At 69.6% G+C, this 25,112-nt stretch carries 21 protein-coding genes and 2 pseudogenes; 16 read left to right on the top strand and 7 right to left on the bottom strand.

Annotated elements, in window-relative coordinates; translation table 11 throughout:
* Positions 1-358 precede the first annotated feature (358 nt).
* From IPN47_22415 to IPN47_22400, 4 genes are all read left to right on the top strand, one after another.
* On the top strand, positions 359-688 hold the full coding sequence (locus IPN47_22415; GenBank protein ID MBK9410750.1) for a hypothetical protein: 330 nt from the start codon (positions 359-361) through the stop codon (positions 686-688).
* Entirely contained in the window at positions 651-1,055 is a 405-nt protein-coding gene (locus IPN47_22410; protein MBK9410749.1) for a hypothetical protein, read from the top strand. Before IPN47_22415 ends, IPN47_22410 begins: the two co-directional genes overlap by 38 nt.
* A gap of 912 nt (positions 1,056-1,967) precedes the next feature.
* Positions 1,968-2,120: a hypothetical protein gene (locus tag IPN47_22405; protein ID MBK9410748.1), complete on the top strand. Its 153-nt coding sequence runs from the start codon at positions 1,968-1,970 to the stop codon at positions 2,118-2,120.
* 562 nt (positions 2,121-2,682) lie between these two features.
* Positions 2,683-3,000, top strand: a complete 318-nt coding sequence (locus IPN47_22400; GenBank protein ID MBK9410747.1) for a hypothetical protein — start codon at positions 2,683-2,685, stop codon at positions 2,998-3,000.
* A 1,597-nt stretch (positions 3,001-4,597) separates the two neighbouring features.
* On the opposite strand, the gene IPN47_22395 is transcribed toward IPN47_22400, so the two are convergent.
* Both IPN47_22395 and IPN47_22390 read right to left on the bottom strand, forming a co-directional pair.
* Positions 4,598-4,741: a hypothetical protein gene (locus IPN47_22395; protein ID MBK9410746.1), complete on the bottom strand. Its 144-nt coding sequence runs from the start codon at positions 4,739-4,741 to the stop codon at positions 4,598-4,600.
* 101 nt (positions 4,742-4,842) lie between these two features.
* The gene (locus IPN47_22390; protein MBK9410745.1) at positions 4,843-5,748 is read right to left on the bottom strand and encodes a hypothetical protein; all 906 of its coding nucleotides are present in this window, start codon (positions 5,746-5,748) and stop codon (positions 4,843-4,845) included.
* Positions 5,749-6,647: 899 nt separating this feature from the next.
* Between IPN47_22390 and IPN47_22385 the strand changes: the two genes are divergently transcribed.
* The 3 genes and pseudogenes from IPN47_22385 (at position 6,648) to IPN47_22375 (ending at position 10,909) form a co-directional block, all read left to right on the top strand.
* The gene (locus IPN47_22385; GenBank protein ID MBK9410744.1) at positions 6,648-8,579 is read left to right on the top strand and encodes a hypothetical protein; all 1,932 of its coding nucleotides are present in this window, start codon (positions 6,648-6,650) and stop codon (positions 8,577-8,579) included.
* 1 nt (position 8,580) lies between these two features.
* Positions 8,581-10,463, top strand: a pseudogene (locus tag IPN47_22380) (hypothetical protein).
* Between the two features lie 83 nt (positions 10,464-10,546).
* The gene (locus IPN47_22375) at positions 10,547-10,909 is read left to right on the top strand and encodes an alkylphosphonate utilization protein (protein ID MBK9410743.1); all 363 of its coding nucleotides are present in this window, start codon (positions 10,547-10,549) and stop codon (positions 10,907-10,909) included.
* 78 nt (positions 10,910-10,987) lie between these two features.
* On the opposite strand, the gene IPN47_22370 is transcribed toward IPN47_22375, so the two are convergent.
* Entirely contained in the window at positions 10,988-11,860 is an 873-nt protein-coding gene (locus IPN47_22370; protein ID MBK9410742.1) for a hypothetical protein, read from the bottom strand.
* 310 nt (positions 11,861-12,170) lie between these two features.
* On the opposite strand from IPN47_22370, the gene IPN47_22365 reads away from it, so the two are divergent.
* From IPN47_22365 to IPN47_22355, 3 genes and pseudogenes are all read left to right on the top strand, one after another.
* Positions 12,171-13,595: a hypothetical protein gene (locus IPN47_22365; GenBank protein ID MBK9410741.1), complete on the top strand. Its 1,425-nt coding sequence runs from the start codon at positions 12,171-12,173 to the stop codon at positions 13,593-13,595.
* A 298-nt stretch (positions 13,596-13,893) separates the two neighbouring features.
* Positions 13,894-14,289: a hypothetical protein gene (locus IPN47_22360; GenBank protein MBK9410740.1), complete on the top strand. Its 396-nt coding sequence runs from the start codon at positions 13,894-13,896 to the stop codon at positions 14,287-14,289.
* Positions 14,290-14,682: 393 nt separating this feature from the next.
* A pseudogene (locus IPN47_22355) lies at positions 14,683-16,916 on the top strand (NADP-dependent isocitrate dehydrogenase).
* 44 nt (positions 16,917-16,960) lie between these two features.
* Here IPN47_22355 and IPN47_22350 read toward each other — a convergent pair.
* The 4 genes from IPN47_22350 to IPN47_22335 all read right to left on the bottom strand — a co-directional run bounded on the left by IPN47_22350 (position 16,961) and on the right by IPN47_22335 (position 18,784).
* A complete protein-coding gene (locus tag IPN47_22350) occupies positions 16,961-17,344 on the bottom strand; it encodes a GxxExxY protein (protein MBK9410739.1) in 384 nt (127 codons plus the stop codon).
* Between the two features lie 151 nt (positions 17,345-17,495).
* A complete protein-coding gene (locus IPN47_22345; protein MBK9410738.1) occupies positions 17,496-17,666 on the bottom strand; it encodes a S46 family peptidase in 171 nt (56 codons plus the stop codon).
* A gap of 15 nt (positions 17,667-17,681) precedes the next feature.
* Entirely contained in the window at positions 17,682-18,509 is an 828-nt protein-coding gene (locus IPN47_22340; GenBank protein MBK9410737.1) for an EAL domain-containing protein, read from the bottom strand.
* The gene (locus IPN47_22335; protein MBK9410736.1) at positions 18,509-18,784 is read right to left on the bottom strand and encodes a diguanylate cyclase; all 276 of its coding nucleotides are present in this window, start codon (positions 18,782-18,784) and stop codon (positions 18,509-18,511) included. The genes IPN47_22340 and IPN47_22335 overlap by 1 nt, the downstream gene beginning before the upstream one ends.
* A 393-nt stretch (positions 18,785-19,177) precedes the next feature.
* On the opposite strand from IPN47_22335, the gene IPN47_22330 reads away from it, so the two are divergent.
* The 6 genes from IPN47_22330 to IPN47_22305 all read left to right on the top strand — a co-directional run bounded on the left by IPN47_22330 (position 19,178) and on the right by IPN47_22305 (position 24,614).
* Entirely contained in the window at positions 19,178-19,417 is a 240-nt protein-coding gene (locus tag IPN47_22330; GenBank protein MBK9410735.1) for a hypothetical protein, read from the top strand.
* Between the two features lie 1,686 nt (positions 19,418-21,103).
* Positions 21,104-21,910 carry an exodeoxyribonuclease V subunit gamma gene (locus IPN47_22325; GenBank protein ID MBK9410734.1) on the top strand — a complete coding sequence of 269 codons (807 nt, stop codon included), beginning with the start codon at positions 21,104-21,106 and terminating at the stop codon, positions 21,908-21,910.
* A gap of 248 nt (positions 21,911-22,158) precedes the next feature.
* Positions 22,159-22,368, top strand: coding sequence for an exodeoxyribonuclease V subunit gamma (locus IPN47_22320; GenBank protein ID MBK9410733.1), 210 nt, complete (start codon positions 22,159-22,161; stop codon positions 22,366-22,368).
* 1,056 nt (positions 22,369-23,424) lie between these two features.
* Positions 23,425-23,625: a hypothetical protein gene (locus IPN47_22315; GenBank protein MBK9410732.1), complete on the top strand. Its 201-nt coding sequence runs from the start codon at positions 23,425-23,427 to the stop codon at positions 23,623-23,625.
* Positions 23,626-23,765: 140 nt separating this feature from the next.
* Positions 23,766-23,984 (top strand): UvrD-helicase domain-containing protein, encoded by a 219-nt coding sequence (locus IPN47_22310; protein ID MBK9410731.1) that lies wholly within the window; start codon positions 23,766-23,768, stop codon positions 23,982-23,984.
* A 303-nt stretch (positions 23,985-24,287) separates the two neighbouring features.
* Entirely contained in the window at positions 24,288-24,614 is a 327-nt protein-coding gene (locus IPN47_22305) for a UvrD-helicase domain-containing protein (protein MBK9410730.1), read from the top strand.
* Positions 24,615-25,112: the final 498 nt, after the last annotated feature.

Genomic DNA, 25,112 nt, shown 5'->3' with positions numbered 1-25,112 from the left:
CCGTGGCGCCACACACCGGCAGCGCCTGATGGCGGAACGGTCATCTGCGTCCGTGGCTCGCCCTCATCATCCCGGCCGAAGGGGAGTTCACCGACGGGCAACATGAAGGATCGCCCGCTCCCCTTATGTGACGTGGCCGACCTCACGGTCTTCCGGCGCGCCGACGAGCCAAGGGCGGGCGCACGCACGTGCGGAATCAAAGCCTCGCGGCCAGCGAGACGGGAGTACCTGTCGACCGACAAAAACGCGGTGCTCCCTGCCGCAGGCGGTGCTTGGCCGGAGAATCCCGACTTGGCGTATTCGCGCCTGCTGTCGCCGCGCAAGCTGGCCGGAGAACACGGCGTACCATGCTTCCCTGATGACGCCGGGCGAGGCGGGGCGTCGCGCCGGCCTGGGCTCGACCTGGCGACGTGGCGGCGACGATGTCGGCGGGATAGCGGCGCGCGTTCCGGAGGCGCTGAGCTTCCCGTACTATCATCGCTGGTTCTTCCGCACGGGGCTCAGCGGCGACTTCGAGACGCTGGTCAAGCCCGTCCCCAAGCCGGTCGATCGGCGGCGGGCTTTCGCGAGATGGACGTGCAGGAGCCCGGATCGACGGGTGCCGGGGGTCGACAACGCGGCGCTGGGGGATCCTCCGGTTGGGCGGGGCGTTGCAGCCGCCGGCCACCGTCCCGCCCACCCCGCCTGACGTCTTCGAGACGTGGGACGATCCCTTCCCGCGCCTGTTGTATGGGCCTCGCGACGCTGCGAACCTCCCTGAGACCTACAAGCGCGAAGGGGAGGCCGACCTGATCGTCGCGCCGCCGCTGTACGGGGGACGTGGCACGCGCTCACCGATCGCGTGCTCACGGGGCAGGACGGTGTCACTCCCGCCGATCACCCGGACAACCGGGTTCATCGGTTTCAATCCTCGACCCCGCTTCCGCGTGGCGGCGGGGATCGGGACGCGCGTCATCCGTGACCAGCAGGAGCGGTACATGGATGCGGCGGGGGAACAGGTGGGGAAGGTGCTGGAGGCGCAACGCGCGGGCGATGGGGCAGCGTCTGGCGCCTGACGTCGCAAGTCTGGCTCGACCGGCACCCGCCGCCGACGGTTGGCGTGAGCCGCCGCGCAGGGGCTCCCGGCTGATGGCGCCGCTCACCAAGCGCCTGCTCACCGACGGGGAGCACCGTCCACTTCACGATGACGACGAGGTCGTGCAGGCGTCGATGACGACGACGGCGTTGCGACGCATGGTGCGCCCGCGTGGGCCGGCTGGTGCGTGCCCCGTACATTCACCGCGGCTCGGCCTGCCACGCAGCTCATCGAACGGGTGAACGCGGGCGAGGTGAGCGGGGGCCCGCCTCGCGTGACCCCGCCGGGGATCGTCACCACTGCCGACGTGGCGGGGGCCGTCGAGCCGACGGGGATCCCGTCGCGGCTCGTGGACCCGATACGCAGCAATCCGTGGTCAGGGGTGGATCCCGATTGCCGGGATCATCCCGGGCGCTCCTGCTGTTGCTGCTCCTCCCGGGGCGATCGGCACGCCATCGCCTTCGCGGTGGTGAGCGCGGCCTCTGTGGCCAGCGCGACGGCTGGCACAGTGGCGAGACGAGCTGTCGGCGGCCGCCATGCGGGACCGAAGAGGCGCAGACCCCGCTGCAGCACAGGCACTCCCGACCAATAGCGGCTTTCGCATCACCGGAGCCGTTCACCAGCGCGCCGACTGCGCCGAGGGACTGATTCGGCCGAGGCCACGATTCGCTAATCAGAGCTGCGCGACGCCTTCGGGGTGGTGCAGGCGGCCAAGGGTGCGGGGTGGTGGCGCCGTTGCGCCCGCTCGATCCTCGCGCGTGTGGCGCGGGACCAGTGGAGGGGCAGCGCCCGTCGCGCACCATCCCGCGACGGGTGATGGCTGACCTCGTCCCTCCGCGCGTGGGGAAGGGACCTCATCCCGCGTCCGGGAGAGCACTTCGCCGTGGAGCCGATGGCGCATCCGGTCATCGACCAGCCGATGTACGAGCCGCTCAAGAACCTCGCTCCGAGCTTTTCTCCCAACATCAACCTGATCGAGCAGAACAGCATCACCCTGCTGCAGACCAACCAGCGCTTCATCGAGAGCCGTTCCTGGTCGGGGTGAACCACGAGTTCTCGCGCGAGCTGCTGTGGCGCGAGTACCCGACCGACCAGCGGGGAGTCCTTCCGGCAGTTCTGGGATGTGCGCTCGTTCTTCGATCCCGGCAACGCCACCGACGAGGCGCTGCGCGCAATCAGCTCCGGCGACATCCCGCCGTTGCACGAATGGTCGCTGTCGTCCGCGTTAGGCGATCACGACCATCGCGAAGCGGGACGGGAGAACGAGGAGGAGTTGGTGCTGGTGATTCGCGGGGAGCTGCTCAAGCGGTATCCCAACGCGGTAGTGTATGCGCACCGTGCCTGCTGGCAGCGGAAGAGCACCACGCCGGCCGATGCGGGGGCGCTGCCGTGCGATCGCTCGGGGGCGATCGACAACACCGTGGAGCGCCGGTTTGCCACGCTCTCGGCGGCGGAGGAGGAGAAGCCGCCGCGCAGCAAGGTGCTGACGCCGCTCTATGAGGCCAAGGTCGATCCCGACATCTACTTCTTCGGCTTCGACCTCACGGTCGACTCAGAAGCGAAGGGGGGAGGGGGCCGACCCGAACGACGATCCGGGGTGGTTCTTCGTGATCAAGGAGCGCCCGGGCGAGCCGCGTTTCGGCCTCGACAACGAGGCGTCGCCGACGATCCAGGTATGGAACGACCTGTCGTGGCCCGTGGTGCAGCCCGCCGCCCCGGGGGCGAGCATCGTGCTGGCCTCGGCCCCCGCCACGCTCACGGTGAGCGACCCAGGGGCGTCGGACGAGAAGCATCCGCAGTATCTCAACGACAAGGCCGTGACCTGGGAGTCGCGCCTCGATGAGGTGCGGCGGAGATCGCGGACATCTTCTACCAAGCGCCCGTGCTGGTGGGTGTGCACGCCAGCGGAGATGCTCCGGAAATGAGGCGCCATGGCTGACTTTGCCGAGATCCGGGGACCAACTCCGCCTGGCGCGCGACGCCCCGATGGCGCGGCGGCCGATGTCGCGCGGACGGTGCAGGCGCTCAAGCCCTCGCGACGGAGCGCACTGCGCTCGATCGCCGGGCAGACGCAAACGGCGACGAGGCAACCGGGGCAGGCGCAAGGCGTTCGAGGCACGGAGAAGGAGCTGCGCGCCACGCTCGACTCGGCGCGCGAGCGGCCAGCGCGCACTCACCTCGGCGGCGCTCGATCTTTCCGGGGCGGTTCGCCGCCTTCACCGGACCCGCGCAAGGGGATCAACCGCCTCGACGACGACACGCCACTCCTGCTGATGCCGTTGCGGCTGGAGACGCGCTTCAGCGGAGCGCGACGCCAGTGCGGCACCGCGCGACGAGTTGTGGGTGCTCGTCTTTCCCGACGACTGCTGGCTCGACTCCTTCGATCCCATCCTCACCGAAGGAAGTCGCGTCGGCGGCCGCGTACTGGCGCGCCTCTGGGCATCGGGGGCGACCCGGCGCTCGATCGTGCGGCGTGGACGACGCTCGCCACCGGGCACGGGGCCAATCGCGCCGCGTGGATCGTGCGCAGCTACCAGCCGACCAACCTCGCCGAACGCCCGGTAAGGCTCGATGCGAGCGACGTGATCCTCCCGATCGCGGTCGCGAGGCAGCGTTTGCAGGCCAGGAGCCGACGCGTGGCGGCGTTCTGGCGCGCGGTGTGGGTCGGCCAGGCGATGCGACCCCGGTGGGGTTGGCCACCACCACGCTCGAGTTGGCGGTCAGTGCTGCGCGCGCTGCCGAACTCATTGCGGCGCACGTTCCCTCTAACCTCGATGCGGCTCCGCCCGATGGTGTGTCGCGCGAGGACGTGACGGTGAGCGTCCCGTTCCTGCTCCTGCCGAGCGTGAGACGAAACGCGAGACGTGGTCGCAGGCGCCACGGGCGCGCATCCTCCCGATCGCTTCGTCTTTGTAGGCTACGAGCGCGAGAACGACCCCACGCCGGTGACGGTCGTGGGAGGGGCGTCGCCTCCCCGCTGCAGGTGGGCCCCGATCCCACCGCCCCGGAATCGGAGCAGCTGCGGCACGACGCCGAGGGGAACCCTCATCGTCCCCCGACGAGCTGCTCTGGCTCACCGACTTCGATCGCGCGGTGCAGGTGGGGATGGGGATGCGTGTCCTGTCACCCCTCGCAGGCGGCCAATGGTTCGCCCGCGTCCCGGGTGGTGGGTGCGGCTCAACGCGACGGCCGATGTGGCGCAACAGGAGTTGAGACGCTGCTCTCGCACCACCGGTACAGCAGCAGCGGCCCGGCAATCCTCCCGCAGGGGACGCCGACCAACAACACGGAGGCGCAGCCCGCAGGCTACGATCGCTTCGACGATGCGGACGCCGCCTTCGACGACGCGGTGGCCCCGCTCTTTGCCCCGGCGAGCGGGTGGCACGACAAGCGCGACGGCGAGTGGCTGGCGCAAGTGTTAGGCATCGATCCGTCGTTGCTGGTCAACGTGCACGGCGCCGGGACGACAGACCAGCGCGTGATGCGCGCCATGCACACCGCACTCTGGCCGGCGACGCTCGGCTACTGGATGGAGTCGATGATGTCGCCGGTCTTCTCCGACGAGGTCGTCGAGCGGACGCGCGAGTTCTTCACGCAGCATGTGATCCCAGGCGGAGCGGTCCCGGTGGTGCGCATCGGGGCGCAGCCGTACGGCATCTTGCCCACGACGGCATTCTCGCGGATGCGGTGGTTCGAGCCGCGTCCGTCGAACGACCGGCTGGCGCTGGTGGTCGACGCGACCCGATGCTCTCGTGGTTGCGTGCCTTCTATCCGATCCTGCGCACCATCGACGACGACTTCCGCTCCCTCGCGCGTGACGTCGCGCACGTGGGGAAGGCGGGCGACCCCATGCGCTGCTGCTCGATGTGGTCGGGTTGCATCCGGGGTCGGTGGATTGGGTGCAGCGGCACGCCGAGCATCTCAAGACGCTGTACAATCGCCTGTCGCTGCAGGGTTTCGGCGGCAAGCTGCAGGCGCTGATCACGGCGTTCGTGCGCCAGCAGGCGCGCGCCCGCCTTACGACGCTCGGTTACTCGGGTGACAAGGATCCCCCGATCCTCGACCTGATCTTCAACCGCGCCCACAACCAGCTCACCGGCGGGGTGGTGGATGCGATCCCGGTGTCGGAGACGCAGGCGCTGCGCGCGGCGACCACCGACGGGCGCAACTACCTGCGCTGGCTCCTCGACGCCTCGTCCACGTCGCTCGACGCGCTGTATGCGCAGGCGGGCTTCACCGACGATCGTCCGCCCTCGTCGCTGCTCTACCTCTTCCTGCGCCACGCATTGCAGCTGGGGTATCACGACACCGGGATTCGCCTGCACCAGCGGGCGGGGCTCTACGATGCAACCGCGATGCAACGCGCCCGGCAGGACGACCCGTTCCTGCACGTCCGCGCGGGAGACGGGGTGAGCGAGTCGCGCTACCAGCCGCTGTACGAGCGCGTCCCCGGGATCACGGGGAGCCCGACGCTCTCCGTGCACGAGTTCATCGCGGCGTCGCTCACGACGCTGGCCGATGCGCGCAACCTCACGCAACAGCGCGCGGCCCTCGCGGTGCTCGAGCACGAGTCCACCGCGCGGCTGGAGCGCGCCTTTGCCGATCACATCGACGCCTGTTCGTACCGGCTCGACGCCCGGCTGCTGGGCTACGTACGTGCAGCTGGCGCGCATGCGGGGGCTGTCCGACGGATCGGCCCAGCCCGCACGCCGCGGCATCTACCTGGGCGGCTACGCCTGGCTCGAGCAGCTCGTTCCCGACAAGCGAAAGCTCACCCCGGTGCGGCTCGACGACCCGGCGCTGGCCAAGGAGTTCACGCCGCCAGGGGCAACGCCGTTGCTGCGCGACAGTACCAACCAGGGCTACGTGCATGCCCCGTCGCTCAACCACGCGGTGGCGGCGGCGGTGCTGCGCAACGGCTTCATCTCCAACGCCAGCCCGGCCAATCGTCAGGCGCTGGCGGTAAACCTCACCTCGGAACGCGTGCGCGTCGCGCTGGCGATGATCGAGGGGATTCGCGGCGGACAGTCGCTCGCCGACCTGCTCGGCTACCAGTTCGAGCGTGGCCTGCACGACCGCCACGGGTTGGCCGAGGTCGACAAGTTCATCTACAAGCTGCGTCGGGCCTTTCCGCTGCGCGCCGACCGCATGGCGTCGACCAAGCCTCCCGAAGGGGTATCGATCGAGGCGATCGAGGCGCGCAACGTCGTCAACGGCCTCTCGCTCGTCGAGCACGTGAAGGCGACGGGGAATGCGCACTATCCCTTTGGCAAGGCGACGCTCCCGCCGGCCAGCGCCACCGAAGCGGCGGCGATCGACGCCGAGGTCGATCGGTTGCTCGAATCGCATGACGCGGTCGCCGATCTCGCGCTATCGGAGGGCGTCTATCAGGCGGTGCTGGGGAACTACGACCGCGTGGCGTCCACCTATGACGCCTACGCGCACGGGGCCTTTCCACCAGAACCGGACATCATTCGCACGCCGTCGGTAGGGACCGGGCTAACTCACCGCGGTGGCGTTGCACCTGGATGCCGGGGTGAGTCACCTCGCCTCGCCCGTCCCCCCGATCGCGATGACGCCGCGCGCGCAGGCCGAGCCGGCGGTGAACGCGTGGCTGGCGACGGTGCTGCCCAAGCTGGACGAGGTGGCGTGCATGGTGCAGTTCCGCGAGGCGGCCACCGGGCTGGCGCGGTCGCGCCAGGTCACGCTGCACGACCTCGGCTTGCAGCCGGCGGACGTGCTGGCGCTGGTGGGGGATGACGACTCACAGGCGATGGGCGAGCTGGACGACCGTATCGTGCGACGGGCGCTCGACGCGTTCGGGGCACGACCGGACCTGACTCCCACCATCGGCTATCGCGAGAAGGACACCGCCCCGTACTCGATCTTCGAGTGCCTGCCGTTGATTCGCGCCCTGCGCACGCTGGTGGGCGGGTCGCGCCCGCTGCGCGCGACCGACCTCACGCTGATGAACGAAGCGTCGTCGACGCAGGACGCGACCCCGTTCGTCGATCGGGCACGACTGGATGCCGTGGTCGCGGCGATGACCACATTGCGCAACGATTGGACGGCTTTCCTCGCCCCGCTCGGTGCCGAGCTGGCGGATACGGTCGCCAATCGCGCGGCGCTGATCGCCGCGACCGACGCGCGCGCCGCGGCCGCCACCGCGCTGCTGGCCCGCACGGCGACCTGCGCCGTCCCGCAGGCCGGGTGGGGCTTCGTGCGCGACTTCACGCAGCGGACGTATGCGGCGATCCTGGCGCAGTGTGCCACGGTGGTGGAGCGCTGGGACGCCAAGCTCGTCGAGTTCAACGCACGACTCGTCGACGAGGCGGCCGCGACGACCGATGAGGCGCGCTTCGACCTTCTGGCGCAAGCGGAGCGCGCAATCTCGACCGTCATGACGGTGCCGCTCCCGGCCACGCCGGCGCTGTACCGGACCACCCTCACGACCGTCACCGAGCCGGCGTTCAGTGCGCGCCGCGCACTCCTCGATGCCATCAAGGCGAGCACGCGAACGGCGATCGTCCCCCTGCTTGGCGATGTGCAGGGGTTGTTGCCGGTCTCCGACTTCGACAGCGAACCGTTTACCCTGGCCGCGCACGAAGACGAGATGATCCGCTTCGCCGAGGACGTGGGGCGCATGGGCGGCGCGATGATCACGGAGCTGGGGAAGCGGCTCGACGAGGGGGCGGTGGCGCTGGCCGCGCACGATGTCGCGGCGGCGCCGGCCGATCGTGTGGCTGCGCTGCAGCGGTGTGCCCAGGCCTTGCTAGGCCAGGCGTGCGTCCTTGTCCCCCAGTTCACCCCGAGCAATGCGCAGGGGAGCGAGCTGGCGATGGCGCGCGCCGACGCCCAGTCGGGGGCGACCGTCGTGCACCTGACGGCACCGGCCGACCCGGCGGTCGACCCGGTCGACGATCCGGTCGATACGTGGCTCTATGGCACCGCCCGGGTGCGGGCCAAGATGCGGGCGTGGGAGGGACTCGTGATGCACGCCGGTTCGCTCGGCCGCACCGAGCCCGTGCTCGATGCGTTGCAGCTGCCGTACGCCCCGGGGGATGCGTGGCTCGGGTTGGAACTCCCGCCGGGCGCGGTGCTCGATCGTGATCGATTGCTGTACACGGCACACTTCGCCGCCGGCTTCACCATGGGGACGCCGCAGTGCGGGCTCCTGCTGGATGAGTGGACCGAGGTGATACCGGGCGACTCGATCGAGACCGGGCTCGCGTTCCACTACGACCGGCCCAACAACGAAGCGCCGCAGTCGATGCTGCTGGTGACGCCCACGGAGTTTCGTGGCGCGTGGCAGTGGGAGGACGTGATCGACGCGCTCAACGAGACCCTCGACCTCGCCAAGCGCCGGGCCGTGGAGCCCAAGCACGTCGATGCGTCACCGTATGGTCCCTACCTGCCGGCGACGGTGATTGCGACGCAGGCGTCGCAGCTGACGATCGCCCTCGAGCTGGCCATCAACAACCGCATCGCCCTCGCCACGTCCTGAGATGCCCGCTCCCCTGATCACGCGCGACCTCGCGACCGTCATCCGGCAGAAGGCCCGCCCCGGGATCACCCTGTGGAACCGCCTGGAGGGGCGGCCGCGCGCGACGAACTTCGAGCGGGCGCTGCGCGCCGAGGTGCGCGATCCGTTGTGGATGCTGTGCCGGCAGTGGCAGGTAGGGGAGTTCCAGGGCGACGACGCTGGTTCTCCGGTGGAGGCCCGTGTGCAGCTGGCGACGACTCGGCTGCGCCGATACCAACCGGGTGATGGGGCGGCCGAGGCGTTCGACGACCAGACGCCGCTCGAGGCGAAGGTGGAGGCGCTCCCGGTGGCCTTCGCGCAGCGGCAGGCTCCACTCGGTGTCGCCAGCACGCTCACCATCGCGCTCGACTTGCGGCTGCTAATGGGGCGGCAGTGGCTCAAGATGATTGGCCGGGTGTCGGCGCTCGCCGTGCCGCAGTTCATCACCGCCTATCGCATCGCGACTCCCGATCCGTTGCAGCAGGCGGACCTCCCCATCACCGCACATCCCGACGCCTGGTCGACGCATGCGGCGGTGGCCGGGCGCCGGATGGATGGAGGGGCACTGTACGCACACCTCACGTCGGGCGGGCTGGCCTCTGACGGCATCGCCGCGCTGGCGGGGCTCGACGCGACGGTCGATCCCATCGCCGCGCGATGGGTGCGGTGGTTCGAGAAGCTGATTCACCAGCCGGCGGCCGAGGGGGCCTGGGAGCCCGACCGCTTCGAGTACCGCTTTGCCACTTCGGCGCCTCAGGGAGATGCCGAGAAGGTCATGGTCGCCGAGCAGTATCACCAGGGCACCTGGACTGGTACAACTTCGACGTCGACCCGCAGCGCACGTCGTTAGGCGATGGGGCGCCGCCGCCCGAGCCGGCGGAGGTGACGACGCTCACCATGCTCCCCACGCAGGCGACGTTCAACGGGATGCCGCACTCGCGCTGGTGGAAGTTCGAGGATGGCCGGACCAACTTCGGCGACGTCAAGCCCGACACGACCGACCTCGCGAAGTTGCTGCTGATGGAGTTCGGCCTGGTGTATGCGAACGACTGGTTCCTCGTCCCGTTCACGGCGCCGGCGGGGAGCCTGGCGACGGTTCGTGGCGTTGCGGTGCGCAACGTCTTTGGTGAACGCACGTGGGTCGAGGCGGCGGGGCGCGGCGACGATGAGGACTGGCAGCGCTGGGCGATGTTCCTGAATTCCATCGTTGGCGACGAGCATCGACCGGCCGACCTGACGCTCATGCTCCCCCCCGCCGCGCAGAAGGTGCAGGAGGGGGCGCCGATGGAGGAGGTGCTGCTGGCGCGCGACGAGATGGCGAACATGGTGTGGGGGATCGAGCGCACGATCACCCTGCCGTCTGGAGAGCCGCGGCGCGGCGGCGAGGCGGCGACCGAGCTGCGGCATGCATGGGAGCGCGACCTCGAGCGGCGACTCGGGGCACCACCCGAGCCGCTGCCGCCGGCGGAGGGGGCGAAGATCCGGTACCAGGTGATGACCAGCGTCCCCGAGCACTGGATCCCCATGCTTCCCGCACATGTCGAGGGGAGCAACCGCGAGGTACAGCTGCAACGGGGTGCCATGCTGCGGATCATGACCGGCGACCCGTCGCCGACCCCCGACGCCGTGCGCCCGCGCAGCTGGCTCCTGCGTCCAGGGCTCGACGCCGATCCGGCGACCGGCTTCGTCGTGCACGAGGAAGAGGTCACGCGTGCGGGGACACGAGTGACGCTGAGCTATCAGCGCACGCGCTGGCGCGATGGGCGCGTGTGGGTCTGGCTGGGGGCGCGGAAGCTCACGGGGCGTGGTGAGGGGTCGAGCGGACTGGCGTTCGACCAGATCATCGATGTGCCGACCAAGGGGTGAAGGGCGCGTCGAGTGATCGGTGCGGGCAGCCGGACTGATTAACTTTCACCCTCCCGCTGCGCCTCCCCGCTCTTGGACCTCCCGTGAGTTCAACACCTGCCTGCCCGAAGTGCCATTCCACCCTGTCCTACTCCGACGGATTCCAGTTCGTGTGCCCCGAGTGCGCGCACGAATGGCCGCTCGTTGGCGCCGACAGCTCAGCGGCCGCCGAGTCACCGGAGACCACCGAGCGTGTGTGGCGCGACGCCAATGGGAACGTGCTGGCCAACGGCGACTCGGTCACCGTGATCAAGGACCTCAAGATCAAGGGATCGTCGAGCGTGGTGAAGGTCGGCACCAAGGTGAAGAACATCCGCCTGGTGGACGGCGATCACGACATCGACTGCAAGATCGACGGCGTCGGAGCGATGCAGCTCAAGTCGGAGTTCGTGCGGAAGTCGACGTGAGGTCGGCGGCGGACGTGCGCTGAACGAGGGGAAGGGAGTCGGGTCGCCCTTTCCGCACACTGCGCGCTCACCGCCTGCTCACCGCATTCGCACGCCGATCCCCATCAGCACATACGAATTCGAGAGGTTCACCTTTCCCCCCTCGAACCGACGCGTCCCAGCGGCGAGTGGCGCCGCGTCGTTGGAGACGTCACGTGCCGACAGCTGCACATCGCCCATGGCCGAGTACACCCATCGCCCGCTTACGACCACGGGGCGCCAGAGCGGCACGGTCAGCCCTACGCTCGCCACGCCGCCCGCGGGATGAAATCGTTCCTTCCACTGCACGCGCGGGTCGATCCACGGGAGCGACTGGACGGTCACCCCATGTACGGCCGGTCCGGCGCCGACGCGGAGCCACCCATACTCTCCCTCGGCAAGCAGGGCGACCGAACTCACGCGCGAGTCGATGCCGATGAAGTAGCGCGGGCCGTATCCGAAGTCGGCGTAACACGACTGGTTGGGACACGATCCACCGATCACGCCGCCTAACGTCGCGGCGCCGGCCCACAGGACGGTGGCGCGCACGTGCGGCCGCAGCGTCGCCGAGAGCGTGATGGCCTTGGAGGACCACCCCGATTCGTCGACATGCGTGGGGTACGGGAACCAGTCAAAGCCCGAGGGACCTCCCATCCCGCCGCAGATGAAGCCACAGTCCGAGTACGCCTGGTAGACGCTGTCGGCGAATCCGGCGCGCCCAAGCAGGCGGTCGATCGCCGTATTGGCGTCGGACTGGTAGGGGCGACCGTAGATCACGAATTCGAGTCGCGCGTCGCGGATGCGCTGCATCCACGATTGCCCGTGGGCTGTCGATGGAAGCGCGACCACGGCGAGTGGGAGGAGTAGGGCGCGGGCCGCGGCGTAGAGCGTGAGGCAGAACGCGCCCCGGCGGCAGGCAGACGGTGACCGCATGCGGCACCTCGTGCATGGAACACGCCTCAGCGGGGGCCGGAGGGATCCGGAGGGCTGGCGTGTCCCTGACCTTCACCGTCAACGCTAGTTGGTGCGCCAGCCTCGGCCATCGGGTGCGTCCCGGCATCGGGGTCGGTCGAGGGATGACCTGTCTCGCCGCGGGCGAGGCGTCGCGGCTCGTGCACGGGCGCTTACCACTCGCCCCCTGTGCATCACCGCTCCGCCCGGTCCCAAACCCCGTCACGCCCGTCGCTGTCTATCGTGTGCCGAACCGTTCATACACAGGTACCACGACCGCACGCGGGGACTCATGCACGGGACTCGATTCGCCACACGCGCACTCGCGCTCCTCGTCGCGGCATCGCTCACTCGCGTTGCCCTGGCGCAGGTCCCCGCCAAACCGCTCCCTCCCGTCCCCGACCGTGAGTCCCGCGTGTACGCGCTCTCGCTGGCCTGGAGCGAAGCCAAACGCAGCTTTGCCTACTGGGACAAGCTGGGCCCGGCGTTCGACTGGGACAGCACGTACCGCGCCACGCTGCCACGTATCGTGGCGGCCGAGGACTATCCGACCTACGTCCGAGAGCTGCAACGTTTCGTCGCCACGCTGCGCGACGGGCACACGCTCGTCCCCGTCCCCAGCGGGCTCTTCGACGCCCGCTACTTCGACGGGCCGTGGCTCACGCTGCGCGCCGTCGACGGGCGCGCCGTCGTGACCAACGTCGATTCCGTTCTCGCCGACTCCATTCCGATCGGGAGCGAAATCACCGCGGTAGACGGCACCGATGTCCCGACGAAGCTTCAGCGCGACGTCCTCCCCTACATGGCGGCCTCGTCGCCGCACGTGTGGGTGAGCGACGCGATCCGCTACAACGGACGCACGGGGCTCGGGCTCCTTGCGGGGCGTGCCGACTCGCCGCTCACCCTCGCGCTGGAGCTGCCTAACGGCGCGCGGCGCACGGTGCAGGTCCGGCGTGACCGCGGCGCGCGCCCCTCGGCCTGGCTCCGGCCGGCGCGCGCGACGCCGCTGGTGGACTCGCGCCCGCTGGGCAACGGTATCCTCTATCTCGCGATCAACTCCTTCAACGACACGACGCTCGCCGCACGGCTCGATACGCTCCGTCCGCAGATGGAACGCGCCCGCGCGATCGTGATCGACCTGCGCCTCAACCCCGGCGGCAACAGCGGCAACGGCTATCGGGCCCTCATCGAGCACTTCGCCACGCAACCCTTCACCACCTCGGCGTGGAAGTCCCGCATGGAGATCCAGTCGCGCCGCGCCTGGGGGAAACAGGAGGCGGAGCGCGGCGTCACGGGGACCGAGAACCGACGGCACTGGGACGGGTCGGTCTGGTTCGACTCGCCCGGTGAACGCCTGGCGCCGAAGGCGACGGTCCTCGCGCGGACGATCCCGATCGCCGTGCTGATCGGGCGACAGACGGGGTCGGCGGCCGAGGACTTTCTCATTGCATCTGACGGTGATCCACGGTTCACGCTCGTGGGGGAGCCGACGAACGGGAGCACGGGGCAGCCGCTCTTCCTGACCCTCCCGGGGCAGGTGACGCTCTGGATCTGTACCAAGCGTGACACCTATCCGGATGGGCGCGAGTTCGTGGGGACCGGCATCAGGCCGCACGTGACGGCGTTGGAAACGGTGGCGAGCGTCCGGGCGGGGACCGACGTGGCGCTCGAGGCAGGGGTGCAGGTTCTCGAGGAACGGTTGGCAGGGAGACGTTAGGCGCCTCGACCAGCCCCGGCCAGAGGGCGAGCGCGACGGCAAGTCCGAGAAACCTCGTACGTGAAGTGCTGTGCGTCATCGTCGCCTCACGTGACCGCATACCACGATCGTCGCGGACCCCTCCACGCGTGCGGGGCCGGCGTGGCGCGCGCAAACGAGTGCGCGAGGGCGTGAGAGCGTGGGGGCGTGAGGGCGTGAGGGCGTGAGTGAATGCGTGCGCACCAGCGGTCCGCGAGTGTAGACTGTCCTGCCCCGTCAGGTCGCTGCCCCGCTCCTGCTTCGCCCCTCGCACGCTGCCATGTCGAACGACGCCGCACCGGTCACGACCCCGCTCCTGCGGGCGAGCGCGCTCCTCCTCGGCGCCCTCGGCCTCGCCCTGCTGTTTGCCCCTGAGGAAGCGAGCGCCGCGCTGGGTTGGGGGACGACCTCGTCGGCCGCCGCATCGTTAGCCGCCGCCGGCGTGCTGGCGATCGCGATCCTCAACTGGATGGGCCAACGCGCCGTGTACGGCGGGATTTTCGGTCGCCCCATCGTGTTGGCGAACCTCACGCTCTCGATGTGCGGCGGGCTCGCGCTGCTCAGGATGCAGCTGGCGGGTGGTGCTCCGCTGGGCTGGATTCCCGTGGTGATCCTCGGGCTCAACGGGGTGTTGTTCGGACGGCTGCTCGTGGGGGGCGTGCCAGGGCGCGAGTGAGTCCGGCGCGGGTGCGCCATTCATAGTCCGCGCAGCTGGCGTGCACGCACGACCTTCTGGTGCAGCACGCGTGGGACAAATGGGTCCCAGCGTTCGCTGGGAATGGCGGCGAGCGCGGGTTCGCTGGGACGGGTGGGGCGCGACGTCTCAACCCATGCTCATCCTCATCCTCGCGGTCCCCCCCGCGCTCCCATCGCTTCCATCGCGCCCATCGCGCCCATCGCGCCCATCGCGCCCATGGCGCCCATCGGCCCCCCCCCCCCCGCCCGCCCTCCCCCCGCCCCCCTTCCACCGTCAAATTGCCCCGCCCGCCCGACCCAACGGCTGGCCCCCCGCTATCCTATAGAAAGGCGCCGAACCCAAGCCAAGGCGCCGTCCTTCACAGCACCGACCATGACCCAGCATTCCACGATCATCTGGACCCAAATCGACGAGGCGCCCGCGCTGGCGACGTACTCGCTCCTGCCCATTGTCCAGGCCTTCACCGCGGGCACCGGCGTCACGGTCGAGACGCGTGACATCTCATTGGCCGGGCGCATCATTGCCAACTTCCCGGACTACCTCACCCCCGAGCAGCGCATCCCGGACCACCTCGCCGCCTTGGGCGAGCTGGCCACGACGCCCGAAGCGAACATCATCAAGCTCCCCAACATCTCGGCGTCGATCCCGCAGTTGCAGGAGGCCATCGCCGAGCTGCAGTCGCACGGCTATGCCATTCCCAACTATCCGGAAGCGCCGGCGAGCGACGAGGAGAAGGCGTTGCAGCTGCGCTTCGCGAAGGTCCTGGGGAGTGCGGTGAACCCGGTGTTGCGCGAAGGCAACTCCGACCGCCGCGCCCCGCTCTCGGTGAAGGAGTTCGCCCGGAAGCACCCGCACAAGCTCGGCGCCTGGTCCCGGGAGTCGAAGTCGCACGTGGCCCACATGAGCGACGGCGATTTCTATGGAAGCGAGAACTCGATCACGCTCGACGCCGCCACCAGCGTCCGCATCGAATTCGCCGCGGCCGATGGCACGACGACGGTCCTCAAGAAGGGGATCGCCCTCATCGCCGGTGAGATCCTCGACACGGCCGTGATGCGCGTCGCCGCGCTGCGCGCGTTCTATGCCGAGCAGATCGCCGACGCCTGGCGCACGACCTGCTGCTCTCGTTGCACCTGAAGGCGACGATGATGAAGGTCTCCGACCCGGTGATGTTCGGGCACGCGGTGACGACCTACTTCGCCGACCTCTTCAGCCGGCACGCCGAGACGTTCAAGGCGTTAGGCGTGAACCCGCGCAATGGGCTGGGCGACGTGTACGCGAAGATCGCCACCCTCCCCGAGGCGCAGCGCGCGGAGATCGAGGCGGACATCGCGGCGACGTACGCCAAGCGCCCCAAGCTGGCGATGGTCGATTCGGGCAAGGGGATCACCAACCTGCACGTCCCCAACGACGTCATCATCGATGCCTCGATGCCGGTGGTGGTGCGCGACTCCGGGAAGATGTGGGGCCCCGACGGGGCGCTGCACGACACCAAGGCGCTCGTCCCCGATCGCTGCTACGCCGACCTGTACCAGGCGGTCTTCGACGACTGCCGCGAGCACGGGGCGTACGACCCGCGCACGATGGGCGACGTGCCGAACGTGGGGCTGATGGCGCAGAAGGCCGAGGAGTACGGCTCGCACGACAAGACGTTCATCGCGACGGGCCCGGGGGCGATCCGCGTGGTCGACGAACACTCCGGCGCCACGCTGTTGCAGCAGACGGTCGAGGAAGGCGACATCTTCCGCGGCTGCCAGACGAAGGACCTCCCCATCCGCGACTGGGTGAAGCTCGCCGTGCGCCGCGCACGCGTGACCGGCAACCCGGCGATCTTCTGGCTCGATCGCCACCGTGCGCACGATGCGCAGGTCATCGCCAAGGTCGAGCGCTACCTCACGGACCACGACACCAACGGGCTCGATATCCGAATCCTGTCGCCGGTTGATGCGATGAAGCTGTCGCTGGCGCGGATCCGCGAGGGGAAGGACACGATCTCGGTGACGGGGAACGTGCTGCGCGACTACCTCACCGACCTCTTCCCGATCCTCGAGATCGGGACGTCGGCCAAGATGCTGTCGGTGGTCCCGCTGCTGGCCGGCGGTGGCCTCTTCGAAACCGGCGCCGGCGGCTCGGCCCCCAAGCACGTGCAGCAGTTCCAGGACGAGGGCTACCTGCGCTGGGACTCGCTCGGCGAGTTCTCGGCGTTAGGCGCGTCGCTCGAGCACGTGGCGCTCACCACGGAGAACACCAAGGCCGGGGTGCTGGCCGACACGCCTGACCAGGCGATCGGGAAGTTCCTCGACACCAACAAGTCGCCGGCCCGCAAGGTGGGCGAGATCGACAACCGCGGCTCGCACTTCTACCTGGCGTTGTACTGGGCGCAGGCGCTGGCAGCGCAGGACAAGGACGCCGAGCTCAAGGCGCGCTTTGCGCCGGTGGCGCAGGCGCTGACGGAGAAGGAAGCGACGATCAACGCCGAGTTGATCGGCGCGCAGGGGAAGCCGGTGGACATGGGGGGCTACTACCAGCCCGATGCCGGCAAGACGCGCGCGGCCATGCGTCCGAGCGCGACGTTCAATGCCGTGATCGATGCGCTGCTGAAGTAGCACGGGCGCGGGAAGGCGAACGGGTCAACGGCGGTGGCGTGAAGCTACCAGCCGTTGACCATTCGCTTTATGCCATCGCGCAGGTGCATCGTGTGGAAGTTGATGAGCAACCCGATGCGCCGATTCGAGAACCGCAGGTAGGTGAGCAACTGCGCCTCGTGCACCGGCAAGAGCTTTTCGACGGTCTTCACCTCGACGACCACCTCGTCGTCGACGAGCAGGTCGATCCGATAGCCGTGCTGAAGTTCCAGCCCACGATAGACGAGCGGAACCGACACCTGCGTGCGCACCTGGTGTCCACCCTGCCGCAACTCCTCGGCGAGACACGCCTCATACGTGGTCTCGAGCAATCCTGGCCCCAGCTCGGTGTGCACCCGCATCGCCGCCTCGATCACCCTTCGCGACCGGTCCCAAACCCCCCGCGCCATCCTCTGTGTACCTCCGTGTTACCTCCGTGAACCTCTGTGTCACGCTTTTCACATCGCGCAATGTGAGGATGGCGCGTCACGCCGGCGTCACTTCAACACGCTTGACACAGAGGTTCACAGAGGGGGCACAGAGGTTCACAGAGGAGGGCAACTACGGCTTCCTGCCTTCCAGTTCATCCGCGAGACGGCCGGCGTCGTAGATGGCGCGCAGCGCCGCGGTGATGGCGCGGGAGTGCACGCTCACCGAGCGCGCCACCTCGTCGGTGAAGAGGAAGTTGTTGGGGAGCTGCCGGATGTTGCTGTCGAAGGTCAGTCCCACCATCGCGCCCGCCGCGGGCTACAGCTCCAGCGCCATCCCACCTGCTCGACCGCGGCGACGCCCGGCGGTGTCACGCGCCCCTGCTCGAGGTAGCGGGCGATCGACTCGGGGGGCATGGGCTTGGCGAAGAGGTACCCCTGCGCCTGCGTACACCCTAACGACGAGACCCAGGCCAGCGCCGCCCCCGTCTCGACCCCCTCGGCCGTCGTCACGCACCCCAGGCGGCGCGCCATCAGCGTCACCGCCTCGATGATCGCACTGCGATGCTCGATCGAGGCGCCCCCGCGACGAAGGTGCGGTCGATCTTGGATCTTCGTCACCGGATACGTCGTGAGGTAGTTGAGCGAGGAGAAGCCCGTGCCGAAGTCGTCGAGGGCGATGCCGATCCCCAGGGCGCGCATGTCGGCGAGGAGCCTGATGGTGCTGGTGTCGCGCGCGAGAAAGAGCGCCTCGGTGATCTCGAACTCCAGCCGGTGCGCCCTGAGCCCCGACGCGGCCAGCGCCTCCGAGGACGGTCGCCATGAGGGTCGGGCGCCCCAGCTGCGCCGGCGAGAGGTTCACCGCCAGGTGCAGGTGCGACGGCCACTGCGCCGCGTGGTGGCACGCCTCGCGCAGGATCCAGTCGCCTAACGGGGCGATGATCCCCGACGACTCGGCGATCGCGACGAAGGCGTCGGGGCCAGCAGCCCGCGTGTGGTGCTGCCAGCGCACCAGCGCCTCGAAGGCCACCGTGTGCCCGGTGGTGATGTCGACGATGGGCTGGAAGTGCAGCACGAACTCCTGCCGCACGAGGGCGAGCGCCAGGTCCTCCTTGATCGTTCGCGCCTCCTCGGCCTCCGCCAGCATCAACCCGCTGTAACGCGTGACGGTGCCACGCCCGCCGTCCTTGAGCGGTAGAGGGCGAGGTCGGCGTTGTGGATGAGTTCATCCACCGTGTCGCCGTCCTCCGGGCCGCAGGCCATGCCGATCGAGGCCCCGATCGTCACGCGCCCCCTGATGCTGTAGCTGCGCGCCACGCGACGGATGACCTCCTCCGTCAGCGTCTGGATCTCATCGGCGTCGGCGATCCCGCAGAAGAGGAGGCCGAACTCGTCGCCCCCAGTCGCCCCACCGAGACACAATCGCGCTCGAAGGCCAGCAGTTCGCTCGCCACTTCGCGCAGGAGGAGGTCGCCCGCGGGTGGCCTCAGCGTGTCGTTGACCCCCCTTGAAGTGATCGAGGTCGAGACAGGCGATGGCCATCGGATGCCGCGGCGCCGCGCCTCGGATGGAGCGCCCCGGCGGCAGGCTCACGGAAAGCCGAGCGGTTGCGGAGCCCGGTGAGGATGTCGGTCTGCGCCATCCACGCGATCTCGTCGCGAGCACGCTTGACGTCGGTGGTGTCGGAGCCCACGCCGCGCCACCCGACGATTGGCCCGCGTTGCCGGCGATGGGGCTCGCGCTGATGGACCACCAGCGCTGGCCGTGGCGCCCGCGCGCCGACACTTCGGCGTCGCGAACGGGCGCTCGGACTCCATGCGCGCGCATCGCATCGCCACTGTCGCCATCGATGAGGGAGAAGAGCGAGAGTCCCTGGAGCCGCGAGCCACTGGCCTGCGAGACGTCGGCGAAGCGCGCCGAGTGCTTGACGATGTGGTAGTCGCGATCGAGCTCGAAGAGCCAGTCGGAACCGTTCTCCTCGAACTCCGCCAGGAGCAAGGCGATGACCTGCCCGCGTTCCTGCAGGTCGTGCTCGGCGACGAGGCGATCGGGTGAACAGGCGGGCGGTGCCGGTGGCGCTCATCACGACCACGACGGCGTAGGCGACGAGGAGCCCCGTGAGGAGAAAGCGCGATGGCGAGTCGGAGGTGAGGAGCCCGATCAGGCCCTGACGGAGAGGAGGACGATGTACGCCACCGCGGCGCGTGGCACGGTGCGCGAGGGCGAGCCGCCCGCGTAGATCATCCCCGGTGATGACGGTGCCGAGAACGAGTTGCGCCTGCGGGTCGACGTTGGGGAACCGGACTATCGGGACGACGGCCCACGTGGCGGCGAGGATGGCCGCGTGCATCGTGGGACGGCGCACGGCGCGTACGGAGGCGGTGGCCCGCGGGGCGCGGTGGCGGCCCGAGTACCTGGCCCTTGGCCCCGGTGGCGACGATCCCCGTCAGCAGCAACACCCAGAGCCCCAGCACGCGGCGATCGACCTGCCCGACGATGGTGTCGGCCACCCAGGGCGGCGTTCACCAGTTCACGAGCATCGTGACCGGGGTGAAGCGGAAGATCGCGTGGAGCTGCGACGCACGGACGCGGGCGCGCGAACCTCGTCCTGCGCACGGGGGATTGCGCCCCTCCTGCCGGTCACGCTGCGGTACAGCGATTTCACGCGCCGCCTGCTGGGGTGACCACAATGCCGCGCGCGCGCCACTGCGGACCTGGCGCGGGCGCGCCGCCGCCGCGCGGGAGTTCGACCGTTCATGCCGGCAGGTCCCGAGCCGCCGATCCCTGGCTGGAGGACCGTCGAGACCTGCCAGCGAGGAGCGGGAAATCCGAGTGAAGTCCACGGCCTTTCAGGAGGGGGCGCGGAGGGTGCGGCGTCTGCCGAGGGACGAGTGAAACGCAGGGATCGTTTCGAGCTGCGTGGCGACTGTCAGCGCGGGGACGATTAGTTCCTCACCCATGCCGCTGTCGCTGCTCACCGCCCCCGACTCACCCCGTTGGAGCACCTGGCGGCGGCTTGGCACGCGCCCCGCTCCCGCCCCGGAGGAGTGGAGGTGATCGTCGCACCGCAGGGAGAGTGACGCTGGCTGACGTTGCAGCTTGCGGACCGGTTCTGATGCGCGGGGTCGCTGACGATGCCCTTTCCGGCGACGTTCGTGGGAGCTGTCGCGGTCGATCCTGGGGAGCACGCCGGCCGCGAGATCAGCAGGACCCCATTCTCCGCGCCGCGACGCGTTGACCGGCGTACCGATGCGATGCTCGACGCGCTCCCCGCGGGCGACGAGACCTTCGCCCCGTTGCGCACCTTACCTCGCGCGGGCCGACGACCGGACGCGTTTTGGGCTGGCGGCAGGTGGCGGCCCGATTCGACGACTACCAGATGTTCCGGGCCGACATCCTCGATCGGTGGAAGCTGGCGACGACTACCCGGGGACATCACACGGGCGCTGGTAGGGGGCTTCTGGCGGAGGCTGCGCGCCGAGGTGGGGACGGGGCGCCGCACACGGGGAACCGGTTGCAGCGCCTGATCGAGACGTTGCAGCGCGGCGAGTCCGGCGGTGGCCCGGCGACGCGCCGCACGGGCTCCGTCGCGGGTGACGGTCTTTGGCGTGAGTACGCTTCCGCCTTCGTCGATCTCCTGTTCGCCATCGCGCGGCACCGCCCGGTCACGGCTCCTGGCGGCGCTCGAGGTCCGGCGTCGCATCCGCTGGCGCTGGCCTACGGCGGGCAGTCGCGCGAGTCGTGGCGGAGCTGGAGGGGCGCGGGGCGGCGGTGCAGCGCGTGGGGGAGGTGCCTAACGGAGCGGGAGTGCTGGAGCGTCGGCTGCAGCGGGAGCTGGCCACCGACGATGCCGGGACCACCCGCTGGAGCTGGCGTGGAGCGACGACTCCGCCGGCAAGCGTGCACGACGCGCACGGTGATGCGGGCAGCTGGAGGTGGTGCGCGACCAGTTGCTGGCGGCGCTGGCCGCCGACGACACGCTGCGTCCGCACGACCTCCCTCCTGCTCGTCCCCGACGCGGCGGAGTGGGCGCTGACGGTGGATGCGGTCTTCGGCGTCCGGTGGCAGGGGGCGCTGCGCCTCCCGTATCGCATCGCCGACCGTCTGTTGCACGCGCGCAGCCGGCGGCCGAGGCACTGGCGCGGTTGCTGTCGCTGGAAGGGGGCGGCTGGAGCGGAGTGCCGCGCTCGCTGCCTGCCCCACCTTCGCCAGGCAGGGGGCGGGGCTGGCGGCGGGCGACGGGAGTGGGTCGAGTCGGCGCTCGAACGGGCGAACGTCCGGTGGGGATACGACGGGGCGGCGCGCTCGGCGCCCGGCTTCCCGGACTACGAGGAGGCGAGCTGGCGCGCGGGGCCTGATCGGTTGCCGTTAGGGCGTGTGGTGGTGTGGGCGGGGTGGACGACGAGGTCTCCGGGTTGCTCCCCGAAGCGGGGGACATGCTGGGCGAGCCTGGACCCCGGCGACGTTTTGCGCGATGGGTCGACGACCTGGCGGAGATGCTGGGCGCAGTGGCGCCACGAGCGCTCGCCGACTGGACGGCGACGTTGATCGGCAGCAGATCGAACGGGTCTCGCGCCTGACGACACGTACGAGCAGCAGATGGGGGGCGTTGGCGGCGACGATCCGCCGGCTCGGCGCCTGGGGAGGTCGCGGGTACGACAAGACGGTGAAGTTCGCCGTGGTGCGCGACTGGCTCGACGGAGCCTGACGACGAAGGGTTCGGGAGCGGCTTCCGCAGGGGATGGACGGTCGCGGCGCTCGCCGGATGCGGTCGCCGCCGTTCCGTGTGATCGGCGATGGTGGGATTGGATGACGGCGTCTTCCGCGGCCGCGACCGGCGTTCGGCGTTCGACCTGCTGGAGCATGAGCGACGCGCGGGGATCGTGGACTTTCGTAGCGACGACCGGCAGCTCTTCCTCGATACGCTGATGGCGGCGGAGGCGGCTGATCTCGCCTATGGCGGCCGGGCGGTGAACGACAACTGCCGCGGGCGCCGTCGGTGGTGATCGATGAGTTGCTCGATCATGTGGGGCGGCGGGCGACGCTTGCGGCTGGCGGAGGGGGCAGGGGGGACCGCGGAGAACGCAGAGGACGTGGGAGAAATGGGGGGCGGAGAACGGTGCTGAGGATGCGGCGCGCAAAGTGATGGTCGGCGGTATCCGTTGTAGCCGCCCCGTCGGCGTACTTCGGGGCGGGGAAGGATGCGCTCTTCTGGTCTTCGAGGGAGCAGGCGGGGGCGGCGCGGGCGCTTGGCAACCGCCGCGACGAGAGGAGCCGCTCTTGGTGGGGAGGTCGAGGCGCCGGACGACGGGGCGTGTGGGATCTTCGCGCTCACACTCCGGAACCTGACTGACTGCTGGACCAATCCGTCACGAAGTTTTTCGCACGCGCACCCTTCGTGCCTACCTGGGCACGAGCTCGAGGAGGCGTCGGACGAACAGACCTTGCGCCAAAACTACATGGAGCAGGGGGATCTGCGCGCGCATGCTGGCGGGGGCGCTGGCGGGGACGCGATGCGGCGGAGGAGCGGCGGTTGATCGCCGATGGCCCGTTGCCGCTGCGCGAGTTGGGGCGGGCGGTATGTCGACCTGTGGAGCGACGTCGCGCTGGTGCTGGCACAGCTGCCGAACGACGAGTCGGCGGCGACGATCCCCATCACGCTCGAGGTGATGTCTGGCGGCTCACCGCGCATCGATGGCGTGCGCGGTGCGCAGCGATTCGCGGTGCGCGTGCCGGGTCGATGGGGCCGACCACTACCTGCGCGCGTGGGTCGAGCACCGCCATGCTGGCGGCGCGCGAGCAGGGGGATACGTCGCTCCCCGACACCACCGTCCTCGTGGCGCGAGCGGGACAAGGTGAAGTCGCTGCGGTACGGGCCGGTGTGCCTAACGCTATGCCCCGGCTGGCCCCCGGTCGAGTCGGCGCGCGATGGGATGCGCCGCCCGCTCCCGTTCTTTGCCGTGGCGGGCTACGCGTGGGGGCGTCGACCTCCGTGCAGCCGCCGGGCGAGCAGGGAAAGGGGAAGGGCAAGGGGGAAGAAGACGCGGCCACAGCCGCGACCAGTGGATCCGCGAGACGAAGCGACGAAGGCGTATCACGAGCAACCCGCCGACTACTCGTCAGGCGGCGATGCGCAGGACGCCTACGTGGCGCTCTGCTTTCGCGGGATCGACCCGATGGTCGAGCGGTGGGACGACTTCGAACGATTGGCCGAGCGGCTCTTCGATGGGTGGCGACACGCCATGCTGGAGGGCGAGGGATGACCAAGCAGACGCCAGCGTCCTCCCGTGCGCTCGAGGTCGCGCTTCGATCCCGGGATCACGCCTCGTCGAGGCGAGCGCGGGGATTTGGGAAGCCTTTGCTATCACGCGTCTCCTCCTGCGCCTTCCTGCTCGAGCGGCGCGTGGAGTCACTGGCGCGCATCCTCGTCGCCACCTTCACCGAGAAGGCGACGCAGGAGCTGGTCACGCGCATCCGCAAGACGCTGCGCGAGGCGGAGCGGGTGTGGAGGGCGTCGCCACCGCCGCGCACCAGCCGCAACGACGACCTGTCTGTCCTGCGCGAACGTCACGGGCGACGCCGGCAGCGCCATCGTCGACGAGGCGATGCGGTCGCTCGATGACCTCGCTGTCTTCACCATCCACGGCTTCTGCCAGCGGGTACCGGCGAGAGCGCGCTGGAGAGCCGGATCCCCTTCCGCACGACCTTCATCGAGGACGACACTGAGCCGTCTGGGCGTGCTGCGCGATTGGGCGCGCAAGCCCATCCCAACGATGCCGCCGACGCCACCTCGGGTCGCCCAGCAGGGAAAGCCGTTCGAGCCGTGGGTCAAGAAGCTCAAGATTCCCTATCGTCGCCACGAGGCTCGCGCATCGCCTTCGACTCAGCGTCGCGGGAGCAGGGCTAGCGGGCACACTTCACGCCGGTGGTGCACGAGTCGTTCGAGCGGGAAAAGCGATGGCGCTTACCTGCGAGGCTTCGACGATCTCCTGCGCACGGTGAAGCGCGTCCTCGAGGAAGAAGGAGGCGAGGGGCCGCTCGCCCAGCGCATTCGCTCGCGCTTCGGCGCCGCCCCCTCATCGACGAGTTCCGTGACGGATCGCACGTAGTACCCGATCTCTCCAACGCCTTCGCTGGCCGTCCGCTCTTTCCGATCGGCGATCCCAAGCAGTCGATCTATCGCTTTCGCGGAGTCGACATTCGCGCTTATCTCCGGGCGGTATTAGCGAATCTGACCGTCGCTTCACCCTGATCCAGAACTTCCGCAGCAGCGACGCCTACGTGCGCGCGGTCGAGGCGCTCTTCACGCGCCAGCCGACGCCGTTTCGGGTGAGCGAGGGGGAGATCGACTTTCCCCGCGTGTCGGCGGCGACCACGCCCACCGCGCCCGGGACGATGGCGACCGATGGGGGCGCGGCGCTGGAGTGGTGGTGGGGTCGACGGGCTTCACGGTGGCAGCAAGGGCTTTGCGTCGAAGGAGAAGGGCGCACCATCATCCTCGAGGAAGTCGCGCACGAGACCGTGCAGCTGCGCCGGCGCCGGCGTGGCCTACGGAAAGATCGCCGTCCTCATGCGTACCAATGCCGCGGCGCGCGACTCCCGCGTGTGCTCGACCGGGCGCACATTCCGGCGGTCATCGGTGATGAGGACGTCCTCGCGTCGGAGGAAGCAGATCATTGGTGCGCGTCGCCACGGCGATCGCCGAGCCGGGCGACGGGGAGTGCGGTCCGGTCGATGCGCGCCACGCGGC

The sequence above is a fragment of the Gemmatimonadota bacterium genome, assembly GCA_016719105.1.
Taxonomy (GTDB): Bacteria; Gemmatimonadota; Gemmatimonadetes; order Gemmatimonadales; family Gemmatimonadaceae; genus SCN-70-22.
This window is presented reverse-complemented; position numbering and strand designations above follow the sequence as displayed.